Genomic DNA, 19,459 nt, shown 5'->3' with positions numbered 1-19,459 from the left:
TGTCGGGCCGCGCTCCATTAGTCGTGCTAGCCGCTAGCCAGTCAAACCCGGCCTTTCCACGGTACCAGCACGCGCTCGAGGTGGCGCATCAACAAGTCAAAGCACAAAGCAAAGAAGCCGATGACGACAATGCCCATGATCACCACGTCGCTGGCGAGGAACTCCGCAGCGTTGAGCACCATGAAGCCGAGGCCACTCGTCGACGCCACCATTTCGGCTGCGACCAGTGTCGTCCAGCCGACGCCAATGCCGATGCGCATCCCCGTGAAAATCTCCGGCAGCGCGGATTTCAGGATCACATACAACACCACCTGGGTACGCGAGGCGCCCATCGAATAGGCTGCATGAATCTGCTCGATCGACACGGAACGCACGCCGGATCGCGCGGCGATCGCGAGCGGCGCGAAGATGGCGAGGTAGATGAGAAAGACTTTGGAGAATTCACCAATGCCGAACCAGATGATGATGAGCGGCAAATAGGCGAGCGGCGGAAGCGGACGATAGAACTCGATGGGCGGATCGAAGATGCCCCTTGCAAAACGCGAGACGCCCATCATCACGCCGATTGGAATGGCGGTCACGCAGGCAAGCGCGAAAGCGCCGAACACGCGCAGCAAGCTGATACCGGTGTGTTGAATGAGCGTTGAACCGGCGAAACCCTCCGTGGCGACAAACACGAACTTTGCATACACCGCTTGTGGCGACGGCAGAAAGAGCGGCTTGATCCAGTGAAGGTTAGTCGCGACAAACCACAGTCCGATGAATGCGGCGACCGTCACGAGGCTCGCGACGACGCTGCTGCCCTGGCCGGGTACGCCGAATGTGTCGCCTGGCTTGGCGGGTTTCTTGGCGAGCAGCCGTGGAGGTCGGCCGGGTGTGCGCGGTGGCTCGATCGGCGTGTCGGAGCCCAGCGGGGCGTGCTGGCCGTGCGCAAGGGCATGAGCCCGTTTAGAACTAAACATGTGTCACCTCGGCTTCGGCGCTATGCATTTTCTCGTCGCCGTAAATGATGCTGAGTACGCGCTCGCGCATCTCGATGAAATCGGGGCTCGACTTGATGGCGCGTGCATCGCGCGTTTCCAGAAAGCGTCGATTGAAATCCAGCTCATAGGTGTGCGTGATGCGCCCGGGACGCGGCGACATCACGACCAGGTGGCTGGCCAGAAAGAGCGCTTCCTCGACGCTGTGCGTGATGAAGAAGAACATCTTGCTGGTCTTCGTCCAGACATCGAGCAGCAGCTCCTGAATGGTTTCGCGGGTCAGCGCATCGAGCGCGGCCATCGGCTCGTCCATCAGCAGCATGGCGGGGTCGCAGGTCAGCGCGCGGGCGATGCCGACACGCTGCTGCATCCCGCCGGAGAGCTGATAGATCATGTGCTTGTGAAAGTCCTGCAAGCCGACCAGCGCGAGATTGCGCGCGGCGATCTCGCGCCGCTGCGTTTTCGGCACGCCCTGAAGCTTCAGGCCGAACTCGGCGTTGTCGATCACGTTGAGCCAGGGCAACAGGGCATGCTTCTGGAACACGACGCCACGGTCGGCGCCCGGTCCGGCGATCGGCGAACCGCCGAGCAGTAACTCGCCGCTGGTCGGCGCGATGAAACCCGCCATGAGCGAGAGCAGGGTGGTTTTGCCACAACCCGATGCGCCGAGCGCGACGACGAAGTCGCCCGAGTTGATCGTCAGATTGATGTCGTCGAGCGCATGCACCGTCTGGCCGGGCTTGCGGCCCGGAAAGACCACGCTCACATTCTTGACTCTCATGCTTTCCATGTTGCCTCCTGAATCGACAGAACCGGCCTACATCATTTGAGTTTCATTGCCGCTTCGGCATAAACCGGCGTCACGAACTTCGAGTAATCGGGCAACACCGCGCTGATCTGTTTCTGATCCTTCAGGAAATTGGCGGTGTCCTTCAGCGCGAATGTCGCGCGGCCGGCGCTGCCGCCGCCCAGCCATTGCGAGGAGACCTGCTCCTGGAGCGTCGGGAAGGCATAGAGCGAGAGCGACTCCGGCACGTCGGCCGGCGAGCCGCCGATCATCTTGGCGATGGCTGCGGCCTGCGGCGAGGTGGCATTCCATTGCGCGGCGTTCTTGCGATACTGATCGTCCGCATTGGCGATGGCTCTCACGAGTTTTGCCATGAAGTCCTTATGCGCCTCGCCCCATTGGCGATCGACTGCGATTCCGTCGAAGGTCGGTTTGCCGAGTTTCGACAGGTCGCCGGACGTAATCAGGACCTTGCCGCTCTTCTTCAACTCCGCAAGCGCCGGGTCCCAGACATAGGCAGCGTCGATATCGCCGCGCTCCCACGCCGCAACCAACTGGTTCGGCTGCATGTTGAGGATCTTCACCTCGGACGGATTGATGCCCCAATGCTGCAGCGCGAACATGGTGTGATAGTGCGTCGTCGACACGAACGGCACGCCGATCGTCTTGCCCTTCAGATCAGACGGTTTGGTGATGCCGGAGCCGTTGCGTACGACCATCGCTTCGGCCTGGTTGATGTTGTCCAGAATCCAGAAGAGCTGCAGGTCGAGCCCCTGACTGACCGCGGCGGCGAGCGGGCTCGAGCCGATCACGCCGACCTTCACGTCCCCTGACGCCATCGCGGTCGCGACTTTCGCGCCGGATTCGAACTGCCGCCAGTTGATCTTGTAGCCCGTTTCTTTCTCGATCGAGCCGCTCGCGATCGCCACGACCCATGGGTCGACGATCTGCTGATAGGCTATGGTGACCTCCTTGTCCTGCGCGTAACTGCTGGGCGCCGCCACGCAGGCGAGCGCAGCGAGCGCCGCCACCGTCATACGGCGCGTCAGATGACCGAACCAGCGGGACAGCTTTTGGGGGGTATCGCTTCTCATCGTAGGTCTCCAGAATGGCCGTGTAGGTACGCGAATACACGTGAATCCAACCCGTGCCGACGGGGGCATGTCCCAATCGCCGGCATAGGGGTGATGCGAGTATCGTCAGTAAAAAATGTTGCAGGTTAGGGCCAGACGTGGCTGATCGTTGAGTCCACACCGCTGCACCAGAATGAGCCGTTGCGCCGGTCTCGGCCGCAGCCGCCCGGCGGGGCTGGCAGGCGTTTTTTTGCGCGTCCACAATGCCGGTGTCCGCCTTCGTGCGGATGGGCTCCGCCTACAAAAATCAGGAGAAAGCATGGCAAGTCGCACCTCGATGGCGCTATGGAGTCAGCGATTCCAGCGTTCACCCGAGTCGAATATGAGTCTCCAGGGCCAGATTCGTCAGATGCTGGTGGCTGCGATCCTGGACGGCCAACTGTTGCCGGATCATGCGCTGCCGTCCAGCCGCGAGCTGGCCGATCAATTAAGTGTAGCTCGCAATACGGTCGTGCTCGCCTACCAGCAACTGGTGGAAGAGGGTTATCTGATTTCACGCGAGCGCAGCGGCCATTTCGTCAATCCGGCCATTCTCGAAGGGCGGCACGCATTTGCGCCGCTGCAGACGGTGCCGGCGCAAGCGGCCAATGAGGCGCTCGCGCGGCCGGATTGGGAACAGCGCCTCAGGAGGCGGCCGTCCTCGCAGCGCAACATCGTCAAGCCGGGCAACTGGCTGAGCTACGAATATCCCTTCATTTACGGGCAGTTCGACCAGTCGCTGTTTCCGACCAACGACTGGCGCGAATGCTGCATGAAAGCGCTGTCGGTCATGGAGATCCGCAACTGGGCACCGGACCTGATCGAGCGCGACGACGATACGCTGATCCAGCAGATCCGCACGCGTGTGCTGCCGCGGCGCGGCGTGTTTGCCATGCCCGACGAAATCGTCGTGACGATCGGCTGCCAGCAGGCGCTCTATCTGATCGCGGATCTGCTCGCGAGCGAGCGGACCACGATCGGCTTCGAAAACCCCGGCTATCCGGATGCCCGCAATATCTTCGAGAACCGCAATGCGCGGCTGCAGCCGCTGCCGGTCGATGGCGGCGGCGTGCGCCCTGTTGAGGACGCCGATCTGCTTGCGCAATGCGATTACGTCTATGTGACGCCGAGCCACCAGTGCCCGACCACGGCCACCATGCCTATCGAGCGCCGTCATGCGCTGCTGGAACAGGCGCAGGAGCATGACTTCGTGCTGATCGAAGACGACTACGAGAGCGAAAACAATTTCTCAGGCATGCCGCACCCGGCCTTGAAAAGCCTTGATACGGCGGATCGGGTGATCTATATCGGCAGCCTGTCGAAGACGTTTGCGCCTGGGCTGCGGCTCGGTTATATCGTCGGGCCGCGTGAACTGGTGCGTGAGCTGCGTGCGCTGCGGCGCCTGATGGTGCGCCACCCTGCAGCCTATATTCAGCGCGCGTTCGCCACGTTTCTGGCGCTCGGGCACCACGATGCACTGCTGAGGCGGCTCGCTCACGCCTATCGGGAGCGCGCCCAGGCGCTGATGACGGCGCTCGATACGCACCTGCCGGAGGCGCGCTATGTGCCGGTCGGCGGCGGCGCGTCGTGCTGGGTCGAAGGGCCGCCATGGCTCGATGCGACACAGCTTGCCGCGGATGCGCAGGCACATGGCATTCTGATCGAGCTGGGGCGGGTTTTCTTCATGACAGGACTGGAGCAGAACCACTGTTTCAGGATGGGTTTTTCGGCCATCAAGCTGGAAAAGATCGATGCGGGCGTGCGTTTGCTCGCGGAGCTCGTGCGCGCGCAGCGGCCTGAGGAATAGGGGGCGGGCTAAGTGATGCCATAAGTGATGGCATGAGAGCGGTAGCCGAAACGACGGCATGAGCGGTGCCATAGGCGACGGCGCGAGCGCTGGCAGAGACGGTGCCACAAGCGACGGCATGGACTGACCTTACAAGCGACGGCCGAAGCGCGTTAGAACGTTTTGGCGAGCTGTTGAGCGGCTTCCTGCAGGCGCGGCACGAACTCGAGGGCGCGCGACAGCGGCGCACGCGAGACTGGCGCATGAACGGCGATCGCCGCGATGCAGGTATTGTTCTCATCCATCACCGGCGCGGCCACGCACGCGATACCGGCGACAAATTCCTCATTGTCGATGGCGATGCGCTTGTGTGCGGTGCGGTCGAGTTCTGCTTCGAGCAGTTCGGGATCGGTGATGGTATTCGGCGTGAAGCGTTCGAGCTTCAGCGTGCGGACGAGGGCGCTGCGTTGTTCGCGCGGCAACATAGCCAGCAGCAGCTTGCCGCTCGCGCTGCAATGCGCCGGTACGTGCGAGCCGGGCTTCAGATCGAGCCGCAACGGCCAGGGCGCTTCGAGCCTGTCGAGATACAACACCTCGGTTTCATGCAGCATCGTGAGATTGCAGGTCTCGCCGAGATCGGCAACCAGGTTCGACAGGATCGCATGCCGCAGCCGGCGGGCCCCCGAGTGCATCATGACGCCCAGACCGAGTTGCGCGAGACGCGGCCCGATCACATAGGCGTTTTTCTGGCCCGGCTCGCGGATCACGAGGCCACCGGCCTCGAGTGAAGCCAGCATACGGTGCAGCGAAGCCTTCGGCAGGTCGACGTCCTGAGCAATGTCGGCAAGCGACGCCGGACCTTCGGCGCGGACGAGGTGTTCCAGCAGAGCGAACGCGCGCAGGGTAGGAGTATCCGCTTTAGTCATGTCTGCCGTTCCGGAAAATGGATCGGCGTCATTGTACCGCGTGGCTTTACCGGTGGTGGTTTTCGCGGGGATGGAGTGATTTCAGCGCGCTATTTCAGCGTAGATCATCCCGTTTTTCGGAATGCGCCCACTACTGCCGGAATGTCTTGGCGGTTTCCTCCGCGGCGAGCCGCAGATCGGGCAGGAAGGCCAGCAGATCCTCGAGTACGACCCGCCCGACCGGTGCCTGGACGGCGATGGCCGCGCAGGCGCGATTACGATCCAGCATGACCGGCACCGCGACCGCGATGAGCCCCTGCAAATGTTCCTGATTGTTGATGGCGAGCTGGCGCCGCCGCGTAATGGTCAGCTCTTTGCGCAACTCGCCGCGATCCGTAATCGTCCGCTCGGAATAGGCGCGTAGCGGCAAGGTTTCGATGACCCGTTCGCGCCGGTCCTTAGGCAGAAAGCTGAGTAACAGCTTGCCGCTTGCCGAACAGTGCAGCGGAACATGCGAACCCGGTTGAAGGTGCATGCGCAGCGGCCACTCCGTTTCCACCCGGTCCACATAGACCACGTCGTTGCCGGCCAGCATCGTCAGATTGCAGGTCTCGCCGATTTTAGCCACCAGTTGCTCAAGCAGCACATGACGGGCAGCGGCCGGGCCTGCATGCATCAGCACATTGACCGCCAGCATGCGCACGCGCGGGGAACACTCGTATAGCCGGTCGCCGGCGCTGCGCGTGACCAGCCACGCATCCATCAACTGCACCAGAATCCGATGCACGGTCTGCTTGGGCAGTTCGAGAGCATGGACGAGATCCGTCATGGAAAGCGGGCCGCTTGCCTCAGCCAGGGTTTCAAGTACGCGAAATGCACGCACGGCTGCCGCATTCGATTGATTCGAAGTTGCCACGCTGTCTCCTCAGTGTCGTACTTATAACTTGGATTGTGCATCGGTCTGGTTAGTTTTCGGGACTATGGAAAGTCCCGAAATTTGCACTTTTCGATTCTCGCCACCCTGGCGCAAGGGATAGTTCAGAAAACGGGACTCCGAAGCATGCACGGTTCACTAGATTGGTACCAACACCCATCTTTTCCGTTCCGGAGTGAACCGTATGAACGTCAGGGCCACAGAAGCCGAAGCCACGCACGCCAGCGCGGATAGCGAAGTTGGACGCGTGGTTGCGTCACTGGTTGCGCGTGCGCGGGCCGCACAGCGCGTATTCGAGGTCGCGGGGCAAGACGTGCTCGATACCGCCGCCGACGCCGCAGCGTGGGCAATTATGGAACCCGGGCGCAACCGGCAGCTTGCCGAGCTGGCGGTGCGCGACACCGGTCTCGGCAACGCGGACGACAAGTTCCGCAAGAACTATCGCAAGACGCTCGGGCTGTTGCGCGATCTGCACGGGCAGAAGACCACCGGTGTGATCGAGCGTCATGACGCTACCGGCATTGTCGAGATCGCGCGGGCTGTCGGCGTGGTGGCGGCGATCACGCCGTCCACCAATCCGGCGGCTACGCCGATCAACAAGATCGTCAACGCCCTCAAATGCGGTAATGCGGTGATCGTGGCGCCGTCTCCCAAGGGCTATTCGTCGTGCGCGCTGCTGATCGACTTCATTCACGCGCAATTCGCCAAAGTCGGAATCTCGGCCGACCTCGTCCAGATGTTGCCCGCGCCGATCAGCAAGGCGGCCACCGCTGAATTGATGCGGCAGTGCGATCTGGTCGTGGCGACCGGCTCGCAGGCGAATGTGCGGATGGCCTACGCAAGCGGGACACCCGCGTTCGGCGTGGGCGCGGGGAACGTGGCTTCGATTATTACCGCGTCGGCCGATCTGCACGATGCAGCGCACAAGATTGCACGCTCGAAAACGTTCGATAACGCCACGAGCTGTTCATCCGAAAACAGCGTCGTGATCGAAGCTGCGGTGTACGCAAACATGCTGGCCGAGCTGACCGCCTGCGGCGGCGTGATGCTCGACGCCGCGCAAAAGGCGCAACTGCAGGCCGCGATGTGGTCGAACGGCAAGCTATCGGCGCACTGCACCGCGCGCTCGGCTGCCTTCATTGCGCAGGCGGCGGGCCTCGACGACATTGCCGCACGCGAGCCAGCTTTCCTGATGGTGGAGGAAACCGGCTTCGGCGCTGACTATCCTTTCTCGGGCGAGAAGCTCGCGCCGGTATTGACCGTTTATCGCGCGGAAACCTTCGATGCCGCTGCCGACATCGTGAGTGGCATCTACGCCTACATGGGAGCCGGGCACTCGGTCGGCCTGCATTCGACTGACCCCGGCCAGGCGGTGCAGCTCGGCTCGACGCTGCCGGTTGCGCGCGTGATCGTGAATCAGGCGCATTGCCTCGCGACTGGCGGCAACTTCGATAACGGCTTGCCCTTTTCGCTCTCGATGGGATGCGGAACGTGGGGCCGCAACAACTTTTCGAGCAATCTCAACTTTCACCATTACCTGAACATCACGCGCGTGGCCTACCCGATCGAGGAGCGCGTCCCCGAACTCGACGATGTACTCGGCGATTTCTTCGGGAGGTATGGCAAATGAAGACGCCTCATACGATTCGCGCGCTGATCGACGCTCGCGCCGCGCAGTATCCCGATCAGCCGTTCCTGCTGGCGGCCCCTGAATGCGCCGAGGACGAGGGCGTTGCCGCGTGTGCCGACGTATTGACCTTCGCGGCGCTTCGCGACGACTGCCGCGCGCTTGAGACGGTCTTTCACAAAGCAGGCTTGCAGGCCGGCGATGTCGTTTCGGTCTTCATGGGTAACGGTATCCACACGGCAAGGCTGTTGCTCGCGGCGATGTACAGCGGGCTCGTCGCCAACCCGCTCAATCTGTTGTGCCAGCCGTCGCAGTTGCGCTACATCGTGGAGCATTCGGACACGCGCATGGTGTTTGTCTCCGGCGATACGCACGCGGCGATGTCGAGCGCGATCGACGGGTTGCGCGAGCAAGGCATTACCCGCACCGTTGCACTGATTCGCACAGAGCCCGATGCCGCGATGGCGCTCGTGCCGGTCGGCGTCGAAGCTGCGCTGATGGAAACGACAGGTGGTCCTGTTGCCGCGCAAACGGCATCGGCCAATGGTGCAGCCTGTGCGGCGGGCGTCCCTTCTGCTCCGCCTGTTACCGCATGGGATTCCGAAGGCGCATCGTCAACCGGCGAGCCGGATGCGAGCGATGTGGCGCTGTTGATGTACACGTCCGGCACCACGGGCGCACCGAAGGGCGTCCTGCTGACCCATCGAAATCTGCTGGCCAATGCGCGCAACATCTCGCACGAACACCGGCTTGGCACCGGCGACCGGGTCTTCGCCGCTTTGCCGCTCTATCACATCAATGGTCTCGTCGTGACGCTGCTTGCGCCGCTCTTTCATGGCGGCTCGGTGGTCATGACACCGCGGTTTTCCGCGCGTACCTACTGGCGCGATGTCGCGCGCCACGGTTGCACGTGGATCAACGTGGTGCCGACAATCGTCGCCTATCTGCTCAACAACGACGAACCATGCACGTTCGACCTGTCCGCGCTGAGGTTCTGCCGCAGTGCGTCAGCGGCGCTGCCCGTCGATCATCACCGTGCGTTCGAAGCGCGCTTCGGGGTCGGCATCATCGAAACGATGGGGATGACCGAAACCGCCGCGCCTGTGTTCAGTAATCCCTATGATCCGGCGAAGCGAAAAATCGGCAGCATCGGCCTGCCTTCGGGTGGCGAAGCCAAGGTGATCGATCGTGACGGCCGCGAATGCGCGCCCAACGAGTGCGGCGAACTGGTGTTGCGCGGAGAGCAGGTGATGGGCGGCTATTACAAGCGCGCCGGGGAAACACGCGAGGCCTTCACCGCCGACGGCTGGCTGCGCACCGGCGACCTCGGCTATCGCGACAGCGACGGTTACTTCTTCATTAACGGCCGCGCGAAGGAATTGATCATCAAGGGCGGCGAAAACATCGCCCCGCGCGAGATCGATGAAGCACTGCTCAAACACCCCGGCGTGCTGGATGCGGCAGTGGTGGGCGTGCCGGATACCGCTTACGGGCAGGAGATCGTCGCCTTCATCGTGCCTCGCATCGAGCAAGGGCAGGGCGCGCTCGACGTCGCGGATCTGCATGAGCACTGCTTGCGCGAACTGGGCCGCTACAAGACGCCGAAGGAGTTTCGCTTTGTCACGGAACTGCCTCGTGGACCCTCGGGCAAGGTGCAGCGCCTGAAACTCGTGCCCACCTGACGGCACGCGCATCGATATGCCGGATCGCGCCGGCAAGCCCAGGAGGCGGGTGCGTGTCGAGGCGCACCTGACCCGACACAGCGCGACGCAGTACGACGTGTGAATCGAACGCCACAGACGCCGTCGGCGTCACATAAGAGACACAGGAGACAGCATGCAAACGCATAAGCGGCGTGTGAAGACGCGCCACATCATCCTGGCCGTCATGTGCCTGATGTATTTCATCTCGTACATCGACCGTGTGAATATCGCCGTGGCTGGCCCTATCATCCGCCACGAAATGGGGCTGACGACGGTCCAACTCGGCCTCGTGTTCTCGGCCTTCGCCTATCCGTACGCATTCATGCAGGTCATCGGTGGCTGGCTGTCGGACAAGTACGGGCCGAAGCTGGTGCTGACGGTGCTGTCACTGATCTGGGGCGTGGCGACACTCGCCACCGGATTCGCCGGCAGTGTGGCGATGCTCGTCGCGCTGCGGTTCGCGCTCGGAATCGGCGAGGGTGGTGCATTCCCGACGGCGACGCGTGCATTTACCTACTGGATGCCGGTCGCGGAGCGGGGTTTCGCTCAAGGTATCACCCATAGCTTCGCGCGCCTCGGCGGCGCGGTCACGCCGCCGCTCGTGCTTGCGGTGGTGGTGGCGGGCGGCTGGCGTGATGCGTTCATTCTGCTCGGCGTGGCGAGTCTCGCGTGGACGGTGCTGTATCTCTGCGTCTTTACGAATTCGCCGGAGCAGAACCGTCGCGTGACACCTGAAGAGACGGCGGAGATCGGCTATCGCGTTGGCGATTGCGAACGCGCCAAGCGGGCGGCCACGCCGTGGCGCAAGCTGATCCGTCGCATGTGGCTCGTGACGTTCGTCGACTTCTGTTACGGCTGGCTGCTGTGGGTCTATCTGACCTGGTTGCCTTCGTATCTGAAGGAGGCCCGCGGTTTCGATCTCAAGCAACTGGCCCTGTTCACGGCGCTGCCACTGCTTGCGGGCGTGATCGGCGATACGCTGGGCGGCGTCGTCTCGGATCGGCTCTACAAGCGCACCGGCCGGCTGCGTTTTGCGCGCTGTGCGGTACTGGTGGTGGGCATGGGCGGCTCGCTCGTGTTCTTGCTGCCGATGGTCTCCGCGACCAATCCCCTGATGGCGGTGCTGTACCTGTCGGCGTCGTTCTTCTTTCTCGAGATCACGAATCCTGTGTTGTGGACCTTGCCGCTTGACATCGGCGGTCGCTACGCGGGTACGGCGGGCGGCATGATGAACACGGGGTTCGGCGTCGCCGGCATGATATCGCCCGTGGTGTTCGGTTATCTGATCGAGACAACCGGCAGCTATAACGTGCCGTTCACGATTTCCGCGGGCTTGCTAGGGGTGGGGATCGTGGCCGCGCTCTTCATCGATCCGGCGAAGACGGTCGAGGCCGACGAGGAGCGCGATCGGCTCGAAGGCCGGCAACTGGACGGCATGCCTGCGTTTGCCCCGGCGAGCGCCGGGGTGCGGCTGGAGCGGCACCATCTGCGCCGTCCGCTGCGCTGGCGCCGATAAGGCGTGCTTACCAGGGGTCCTGGTCATGGATCCCATCGCTCAGTTCGCAGCCACATGCGGAACCGACGTGGCGACGATTGGCGGAGCTAGCGGGCGGCAGGCACCCGCTAGCTCGTGACACTGGTTAATCGGCAGGCGTGAGCTTGCGTAACCGCCAGATGAGGCTCGAAGTGTCGTAGCGGTTGCCGCCTAACGCCTGAACGTCGCCGTAGAACTGATCGACAAGCGCGGTGACCGGCAGCGACACGCCGACGCGCTTCGCTTCGTCGAGGCAGAAACCGAGGTCCTTGCGCATCCAGTCGACGGCGAAGCCGTAATCGAACTTGCCTTCGATCATCGTCTTGCCGCGGTTTTCCATCTGCCAGCTCGCCGCCGCGCCCTTGCCGATCACCTCCAGGACGCGGGTCATGTCGAGGCCGGCGCTCTCGCCAAAATGGATCGCTTCGGACAGGCCCTGCACGATGCTGGCGACGCAGATCTGATTGACCATTTTGGCCAGTTGGCCGGCGCCCGTCGGGCCGATCAGCGTGACGGCGGCCGCGTAATGGCGCAGCGTCGCCGCGGCACGTTCGAACGCAGCCGCGTCGCCGCCGCACATGATCGTCAGCTTCCCGTTTTGCGCCCCGGACTGGCCGCCGGAGACTGGCGCGTCGATGAAGTGCAAACCTTGCTTGCCCGCGACGTCCGCGAGTTCCCGGGCGACGTCCGCCGAGGTGGTGGTGTGGTCGACGAAGGGCGTGCCACGCGCCATACCCGCAAACGCGCCCTGGTCGCCGAGGGTGATGCTGCGCAGATCGTCGTCGTTGCCCACGCACGCCAGCACCAGATCGGCGCCGTCCACGGCTTCGCGCGGCGTGCCCGCAGCGCGTCCGCCGTACTCGGCGACCCATTGCTCCGCCTTTTGCGCGGTACGGTTGTAAACCGTCACGTCGAGGCCGGCTTTCGCCAGATGCCCGGCCATTGGATAACCCATGACGCCGAGGCCGAGAAAGGTGACGCGGCGCACGGCATCGCTCGAAGAGGCGTTTGCTGGAGTGTTCATTGGAATTCCTCAGGGCTGGGGGATATGAGGAAAACAATTATGTCAGCGATATCTGCGTGGTGCGAGCCGTCACTCATCGCGAGGGCGTAGGGGCAGTGCCGTTTTATATTCAACGCGACGCAGCGCGACAGATGTGTGGATGTCGCGTACGCCGTCAATCTTCGTGAGTTTGGTCATGACGAAGCGCTCGATTCCGGCGATGTCGGCCGCGACGACCCGAAGCATGTAGTCGAAGGCGCCGGTCATCAGATAACACTCCATCACTTCCTCGAAGTTGCCGATGGCGCGCTCGAATGCCGCGAGCCGCGTCTCGTTCTTCTTCTCGATCGCCACGGACACATAGGCATTAACGGGAAAGCCGGCCTTTTCCTGATCTAGCAGGGTCACGTATTGGGTGATGACGCCGGACTCTTCGAGCATCCGGATACGTCGGTAAAACGGCGACAGTGAAAGACCTAGCGACTCCGCGAGGTCGGCTGCTTTCGTATGGGCATCGCGCTGCAGTGCGCGCAGGATGGCCACATCGCTACGGTCCAATTTCATTAGCTCATTTTCCCTGAAACGGTTTAAAAACGGGTGTTGTTTGCCAAACCGGAGAAATTTTTCGGCTCAGTTTGGCACGAATTTCCTCTATCGGCTACCTAAAATGGCTCGCATGCCACCCCTACAGGCAGAGGAGACGAACAATGAATATGCGAGCAGTGGAGCTGGGGCGCCAGATCGACATGGCGTACGGTCTCGAGGACCGCTACCTCAGAGAGAACGGAACAGTTTTCCTGACTGGCACCCAGGCGCTGGTGCGAATTCTGGTTGAACAGGCGCGCAGCGATCGCGCTGCCGGCGTCCATACAGGCGGGTTGGTGTCAGGCTACCGGGGCTCGCCGCTCGGTGGCTTCGACCAGGAACTGTGGCGCCAGAAGAAACTGCTCGCCGAGCACGCGATCCGCTTCGAACCGGGCTTGAACGAAGATCTCGGCGCCACCATGCTGTGGGGCGCGCAACAGGTCGACGCATTTCCAGGCAAGCGTGTCGAAGGCGTTTTCTCGATGTGGTACGGGAAAGGTCCGGGCGTCGATCGTACCGGGGATGTCTTCCGTAACGCGAACATCATAGGCACGTCGCGGCAGGGTGGTGTGCTCGCCGTCGCGGGTGATGACCACGCGGCACAATCGTCGATGTTCCCGCACCAGACGGACCACGTCTTCGAAGGCGCGATGATGCCGATTCTCTTTCCGGCATCGGTTGAGGAATATATCGAGTTCGGCCTGACGGGTTACGCGATGTCGCGTTATTCAGGCCTGTGGGTCGCTTTCAAGGCGATCACCGAAACCGTTGAAAGCGGACGGTCGATGACCGTGCAGGCGCAGGGCGCGAGCGGGGTGCCCCGCTTCAGGCTGCCCGCCGACATCCACGTGCCGGATGTGCGGGGTTTCAACTACGACCCGAATCTTCGCTGGCCGGCCGAGCGCAGCGAACTCGAACGACGCGTACTCGACGAGCGTCTGCCCGCCGCACTCGCCTTCATGCGGGCGAACCCGGTCGATCGCACTTTGGTTCGGCCGCGCGGCGCGCGGGTCGGTATCGTTACGGTGGGCAAGGCGCACGGCGATGTATTGGCGGCTTTCCAGGCCCTTGGACTCTCGCCGCAGGAGCTTGAGCGCCTGGGCATTGGCGTCTACAAGATCGGGATGATCTGGCCGCTCGAGGCCGAGGGCGTGCGCGCATTTGCACGCGGTATGCAGGCCCTTGTCGTCGTCGAAGAGAAGCGCTCGTTCGTCGAGCGTCAGATCAAGGAAGCGCTGTTCAATGTGCGGGCGGACGAACGTCCCGCCGTGTTCGGCAAGGACTTGGGTGTTGCAGGACCGCTGCTGCCCGCAGCGATGGAATTCGCGCCGGAACAGGTTGCCGCCGCACTCAAACTGTTCTTTGCTCATACCGGCGTTGAGCTCACGTCACCCGCTCCGCTCATTGCTGCGGTTCACGGCAGCGGTTCGCGCGTTATTCCACTTGCGCTCAGCAAGGATACGCAGCCGCTGACACGCAAGCCGTTTTTCTGCGCAGGCTGTCCGCACAATACGTCGACCAAGTTGCCGGACGGTTCTTACGCGGCAGCCGGCATTGGTTGTCACATCATGGCCTTGGGCGAAGCGGGCGATACCGCGACCTTCTGCCAGATGGGCGGGGAAGGCGTGCAGTGGATCGGCATGTCCACGTTCATGGACATTCCGCACATGTTCGTCAATCTGGGGGACGGCACCTATCAGCACTCCGGCAGCCTCGCGATCCGCCAGTCCGTTGCGGCGAAATCCAACGTCACCTACAAGATTCTCTTTAACGACGCGGTGGCGATGACCGGGGGCCAGCCCACGGAAGGCAGTCTCACCGTTCAGCGTGTGGTGGCCCAGGTGGTTGCCGAAGCTGTGGCCAAAGTGGTTGTCGTCTCCGACGAGCCCGAAAAGTATGCCGGTCCACTGAGCCTGCCCGCCAACGTCGACATTCAACATCGGGACGACCTTGACGTACTCCAGCGAACGTTGCGTGAGGCTAAAGGCGTTTCGGTCATCGTGTACGACCAGACCTGTGCGGCCGAGAAGCGTCGCCGGCGTAAGCGCGGCAAGCTGATCGACCCGCCGAAGCGCGTGGTGATCAACCCGGCCGTTTGTGAAGGCTGCGGCGATTGCTCGGTGCAATCGAATTGCATAGCGATCGAACCGCTCGAGACTGAGCTGGGTCGTAAGCGCGCCGTCAATCAGTCGAGTTGCAATAAGGACACCTCGTGCCTCAAAGGGTTCTGCCCCAGCTTCGTTACGGTCGAAGGACTGCAGCCTAAACAGCCGGATCAGAAGCGCATTGGCGCTATCGAAGCCGAATGGCGCGCGAAACTTCCCGCTCCCGCGGCTGTACCGGCGGATGTGGAGGCACACGCCAACATCGTCGTCACCGGCATCGGCGGCACGGGCGTCGTCACGATAGGTGCGATTCTCGCGATGGCCGCGCATCTGGAGGGCAAGGGCGCGTCCACGCTGGATTTCACGGGTCTCGCGCAGAAGAACGGTGCCGTCATCAGCCATGTACAGATTGCGGGCAGCCGCACTCAGATCGTGACGTCACGCATCGGCGCGCACGCCGCGAATGTTCTGCTTGGCTGCGACGCGGTGGTCGCCGCGTCTGCGGGCGCGCTGTCGCGGGTCGCTTCGGGCGTGACGCGGGCAGTCGTGAATGAACGGATTACGCCAACGTCTGACTTCGTGCGCGATGGCGACCTGCCGGTTAGCAAAGCCATTCATCAGCGCGCGATCGAAGGTGCAATCGGTACGGGTTCATCCGCGTTCTGGGACGGCTCTGGTGCAGCAGAGATCCTGTTTGGCGATGCGATTGCATCGAACATGATGATGGTGGGGTACGCGTATCAACGAGGACTGATTCCGCTCTCGGAGGCGGCCATCGGGCGGGCCATCGAACTGAACGGTACGGCCGTGAAGATGAACGAGCGCGCCTTTTTCTGGGGGCGGCTGATGGCGCACGACGCGAATGTAATCGAGCGGGTCGCCGGCACGGCAGCGGCTGCGTCGGCGGAGTTCGAACTTGAACGTTTTGTCGCCGACCGCGTGCGCGATCTAGAGCTTTACCAGAACGCCGCCTATGGCCGCCGCTACATGGCGCTTGTCGATCGCGTGCAGCAGGCCGAGCGGCGTGTTTCGGGCCATGCCGGTGAACTCACGGAAGCGGCGGCGCGTAACTATTTCAAGGTGCTTGCGTACAAAGATGAGTATGAGGTCGCGCGTCTGCATACCGACGGCAGCTTCCATGCGTACCTGTCCAGCGCTTTTGATGGTGGTGGCAAAAAGATGTTTTACATGGCGCCGCCCCTTCTCACCCGTCGCGACCCTCGCACCGGTCGCAGAAACAAGATTGCGCTTCGCGCTGCATGGCTTGACCCTCTGTTGCGCGTGATGAAGTACGGCAAGGTATTGCGCGGAACGACCTTCGATCCGTTTGGCCGTCAGAAAGACCGGCTCATCGAACGTGCGTTGATAGATGAATTCGAGGAAGACGTCGAGCTCGCCCTTCAAAGACTCAGCGCCCAGACGGTCGAGTCGGCGCTTGACTTATTACGTCTACCGTCGTCGATTCGTGGCTTTGGCGTAATCAAGGAGCGCAACTACGAAAACACCCGCCCTGTGCGTGAACGATATCGCGCGATACTCGGAGGCAAGTGAGGGTCGACGGCTCGCTGCCCGAGGAGACGAGGGTCCGGTCGTCAAGATGCCAGAACAATCTGATCGGCAGGACCCTCGAACCATTAAATCCTGAACGACCGTGATGCCGGGTTTCAAGCGGTTCAGGCGTGGCAGGTCTTGAGTTGCCAGGATTCCATGGTCTAACGGGTCCACGGCGCGCTGAGACTTGTTTCGATGTCGTAGCGTTGCAGCGCCTGCACGTGCTTGGCGCGATCAATGCCCGAGAGCGCGGCGAGCACGATGTGATACCGGTCGATTTCGAAGAAGCGTCGCAATGCAGGACGTGTGTCGCTGCGCCCGAAGCCGTCGGTGCCGAGTGCGACGTAGGGTGCGTCCACATACGACGCAATCAGTTGCGCATAGGCGCGCACATAGTCGCTGGCGGCCACAACAGGCGTGTCGCCTTGAAGGCAGTGCGCGACATGGCTCTTCGCCTCATGCGCCGCGCCGAACATGGCATTGCGTTCAACCTCCCGTGCTTCGCGTGCAAGCTCTGAGAAGCTCGTCACGCTCCAGAGTTCGGAGGCGATGCCCCAGTCGTCGGCCAGCAGTTCTGCGGCGGCAATCACTTCGCGGAAGATCGCCCCCGAGCCTAGCAGACGGACGGCCGGCGCTGCACCTTCTGCGCCGCGTGCACCGTAGAGGCGCATTCCCTTGATGATGTCGACGTGAGCAGAGGCATCGATAGGCGTGTGCGTACAGTTCTCATTGGTTGCCGTTAGGTAATAGAACTCGTCCTTTTGCTCTTCGAGCATGCGGCGGCAGCCGTGATCGACGATGACGGCAGCTTCACCGGAAAATGCCGGGTCATACGCGCGGCAATTCGGTACGGTGGATGCGATCACGTGACTCGTGCCGTCCTGGTGTTGCAGGCCCTCGCCGGCGAGCGTCGTGCGCCCGGCGGTGGCGCCGATCAGGAAGCCGCGTGCGCGCTGGTCGGCGGCAGCCCAGATGAGGTCGCCTACACGCTGGAAGCCGAACATGGAGTAATAGATATAGAACGGCAACATCGCGACGCCGTTCACGCTATACGAAGTGGCCGCCGCGACCCAGGACGAGATCGCACCTGCCTCGGTGATACCTTCCTCGAGCAGCTGACCGTCTTTCGATTCCTTGTAGTACAGCATCGATCCTGCGTCTTCCGGCTCGTACAATTGTCCAAGCGGCGCATAAATGCCGACTTGGCGGAACAGATTCGCCATACCGAAGGTACGCGCTTCATCCGCGACGATGGGCACGATGCGCGGACCCAGTACCTTATCTTTCAGCAGATTGGTGAAGATGCGGACCAGCGCGGTTGTCGTGGAAATCTCGCGATCGTCCGGCTCGAGCGCGAATTTTGCGTAGCTTTCCAACGGCGGCACCGTGACGGCGGGTGCATGCGTTGCGCGCTTTGGCAGATAGCCGCCCAAGGCGTCGCGACGTGCGTGCAAGTAGCGTTGCTCGGCGCTGTCGTCGCCAGGCTTGTAGAAATGCATTGCTTCGACCGCCGAGTCGTCGAGCGGTAGCGCGAAGCGATTACGAAACGCCTTGAGCGCGTCGACGTCGAGCTTCTTCTGTTGATGCGACGTATTGCGCGACTCGCCGGCATGGCCCATTCCGAAGCCCTTTTTCGTCTTGGCGAGAATCACCGTCGGTTGTCCACAGTGCTTTGCTGCGGCGTCGAATGCGGCATATAACTTTCTGAAGTCATGGCCGCCGCGCCGCAGGCCATCGATTTCTACCGGCGACATATGCGCGACCAACGCCTGCAGCTCGGGGTCGAGATCGAAAAAATGCGTACGGTTATAGGCGCCGTCGTTTGCGCCGAGCGTTTGATACTGGCCGTCCACCGTGGCGGCGAAGCGGCGCAGCAAAACGTGGTTGCGGTCGCGCGCAAAAAGCGCGTCCCAGTCCGAGCCCCACACGACCTTGATCACATTCCAGCCTGCACCGCGAAAGAGCGACTCCAGTTCCTGGATAATCTGACCGTTACCACGCACCGGTCCGTCCAATCTCTGGAGATTGCAGTTGATGACGAACGTGAGGTTGTCGAGCTTCTCACGCGCAGCAAGCGAAAGCGCCCCGATCGATTCCGGCTCGTCCATCTCGCCGTCGCCGAATACGCCCCACACGCGACGCCGGCTCGTGTCGGCAATGCCGCGATGTTCGAGGTAGCGCAGAAAGCGCGCCTGATAGATTGAGCTGATTGGCCCGATGCCCATCGAACCCGTCGGAAATTGCCAGAACTCAGGCATGAGCCAGGGATGCGGATAGGAGCACAGGCCGTCGCCATCCACTTCCTGTCGATAGCGTTCAAGATGCGCCTCGTCGAGGCGTCCTTCGAGAAACGCACGGGCGTAGACTCCGGGCGCCGAATGCGGCTGAAAATAAACTAGATCGCCCTTTGATTCCGCGTTATCCGCCTTGAAGAAGTGATTGAAACCCACCTCGAAGATCTCGGCCGCCGACGCATAGCTTGCAATGTGGCCGCCGAGTTCGCCATAGGCCTTGTTAGCTTTGGCGACCATTGCGAGCGCGTTCCAGCGGATGATCGACGTGATGCGTTCCTCCATGAGGAGGTTGCCAGGATACGCCGGCTGGTCCGCGACAGCGATCGTGTTCTGATACAGCGAGTATGGGTGCGAAGAGGGCGGCATGCCCAGGTGATTGGCGTGTTCGGCGAGCCGTTGCAGCAGGAAGGTGACGCGATCGACGCCCGCGACGTGCGCAACGCCTTCCAGCGCGTCGAGCCATTCAGCGGTTTCCTGCTGGTCGGTATCGGTATCGGTATCTGAACGCAGCGCGGTGCCACTGTGCGACAGGTGGACGGGTTCGGCTTTCATT

At 62.3% G+C, this 19,459-nt stretch carries 13 protein-coding genes; 5 read left to right on the top strand and 8 right to left on the bottom strand.

What is annotated here, in order from left to right; all coding sequences use genetic code 11:
* Window positions 1-41 precede the first annotated feature (41 nt).
* The 3 genes from PQQ96_RS12060 to tauA are packed head-to-tail and all read right to left on the bottom strand — an operon-like array spanning window position 42 to window position 2,804.
* Complete coding sequence (locus PQQ96_RS12060; protein WP_408291865.1) at window positions 42-962, bottom strand: ABC transporter permease subunit; 921 nt, start codon at window positions 960-962, stop codon at window positions 42-44.
* Window positions 955-1,770, bottom strand: coding sequence for a taurine ABC transporter ATP-binding protein (locus PQQ96_RS12055; protein ID WP_408291863.1), 816 nt, complete (start codon window positions 1,768-1,770; stop codon window positions 955-957). Before PQQ96_RS12055 ends, PQQ96_RS12060 begins: the two co-directional genes overlap by 8 nt.
* Window positions 1,771-1,802: 32 nt before the next feature.
* Window positions 1,803-2,804 (bottom strand): taurine ABC transporter substrate-binding protein, encoded by a 1,002-nt coding sequence (tauA, locus tag PQQ96_RS12050; RefSeq protein ID WP_408291975.1) that lies wholly within the window; start codon window positions 2,802-2,804, stop codon window positions 1,803-1,805.
* Between the two features lie 355 nt (window positions 2,805-3,159).
* Between tauA and pdxR the strand changes: the two genes are divergently transcribed.
* A complete protein-coding gene (gene pdxR, locus PQQ96_RS12045) occupies window positions 3,160-4,686 on the top strand; it encodes a MocR-like pyridoxine biosynthesis transcription factor PdxR (protein ID WP_408291861.1) in 1,527 nt (508 codons plus the stop codon).
* Between the two features lie 152 nt (window positions 4,687-4,838).
* Here pdxR and PQQ96_RS12040 read toward each other — a convergent pair whose 3' ends face one another.
* On the bottom strand, window positions 4,839-5,591 hold the full coding sequence (locus PQQ96_RS12040) for an IclR family transcriptional regulator (RefSeq protein WP_408291859.1): 753 nt from the start codon (window positions 5,589-5,591) through the stop codon (window positions 4,839-4,841).
* Between the two features lie 130 nt (window positions 5,592-5,721).
* The gene (locus tag PQQ96_RS12035; RefSeq protein ID WP_408291857.1) at window positions 5,722-6,486 is read right to left on the bottom strand and encodes an IclR family transcriptional regulator; all 765 of its coding nucleotides are present in this window, start codon (window positions 6,484-6,486) and stop codon (window positions 5,722-5,724) included.
* Between the two features lie 202 nt (window positions 6,487-6,688).
* Here PQQ96_RS12035 and sauS point away from each other — a divergent pair, with 202 nt between their 5' ends.
* The 3 genes from sauS to PQQ96_RS12020 all read left to right on the top strand — a co-directional run bounded on the left by sauS (window position 6,689) and on the right by PQQ96_RS12020 (window position 11,350).
* The gene (sauS, locus tag PQQ96_RS12030; protein ID WP_408291856.1) at window positions 6,689-8,134 is read left to right on the top strand and encodes an acylating sulfoacetaldehyde dehydrogenase; all 1,446 of its coding nucleotides are present in this window, start codon (window positions 6,689-6,691) and stop codon (window positions 8,132-8,134) included.
* Window positions 8,131-9,813 carry an AMP-binding protein gene (locus tag PQQ96_RS12025; protein ID WP_408291854.1) on the top strand — a complete coding sequence of 561 codons (1,683 nt, stop codon included), beginning with the start codon at window positions 8,131-8,133 and terminating at the stop codon, window positions 9,811-9,813. Before sauS ends, PQQ96_RS12025 begins: the two co-directional genes overlap by 4 nt.
* Before the next feature lie 154 nt (window positions 9,814-9,967).
* Window positions 9,968-11,350, top strand: a complete 1,383-nt coding sequence (locus PQQ96_RS12020; RefSeq protein ID WP_408291853.1) for an MFS transporter — start codon at window positions 9,968-9,970, stop codon at window positions 11,348-11,350.
* Window positions 11,351-11,474: 124 nt separating this feature from the next.
* Here the strand turns inward: PQQ96_RS12020 and PQQ96_RS12015 are convergent, their stop codons facing one another.
* Both PQQ96_RS12015 and PQQ96_RS12010 read right to left on the bottom strand, forming a co-directional pair.
* On the bottom strand, window positions 11,475-12,392 hold the full coding sequence (locus PQQ96_RS12015) for an NAD(P)-dependent oxidoreductase (protein WP_408291851.1): 918 nt from the start codon (window positions 12,390-12,392) through the stop codon (window positions 11,475-11,477).
* A 69-nt stretch (window positions 12,393-12,461) separates the two neighbouring features.
* Entirely contained in the window at window positions 12,462-12,935 is a 474-nt protein-coding gene (locus tag PQQ96_RS12010) for an Lrp/AsnC family transcriptional regulator (RefSeq protein ID WP_408291849.1), read from the bottom strand.
* 143 nt (window positions 12,936-13,078) lie between these two features.
* Here PQQ96_RS12010 and PQQ96_RS12005 point away from each other — a divergent pair, with 143 nt between their 5' ends.
* Window positions 13,079-16,612 (top strand): indolepyruvate ferredoxin oxidoreductase family protein, encoded by a 3,534-nt coding sequence (locus tag PQQ96_RS12005; protein ID WP_408291847.1) that lies wholly within the window; start codon window positions 13,079-13,081, stop codon window positions 16,610-16,612.
* A 161-nt stretch (window positions 16,613-16,773) separates the two neighbouring features.
* Here the strand turns inward: PQQ96_RS12005 and mdeB are convergent, their stop codons facing one another.
* Window positions 16,774-19,458, bottom strand: coding sequence for an alpha-ketoglutarate dehydrogenase (gene mdeB, locus PQQ96_RS12000; protein ID WP_408291846.1), 2,685 nt, complete (start codon window positions 19,456-19,458; stop codon window positions 16,774-16,776).
* Window position 19,459: the final 1 nt, after the last annotated feature.

Origin of the sequence: Paraburkholderia sediminicola, from assembly GCF_046027825.1 — a bacterium.
GTDB classification, from domain to species: Bacteria; Pseudomonadota; Gammaproteobacteria; order Burkholderiales; family Burkholderiaceae; genus Paraburkholderia; species Paraburkholderia sediminicola_D.
Note: the sequence above shows the minus strand (reverse complement) of the source record. Positions and strands in the feature narration are given on the sequence as shown.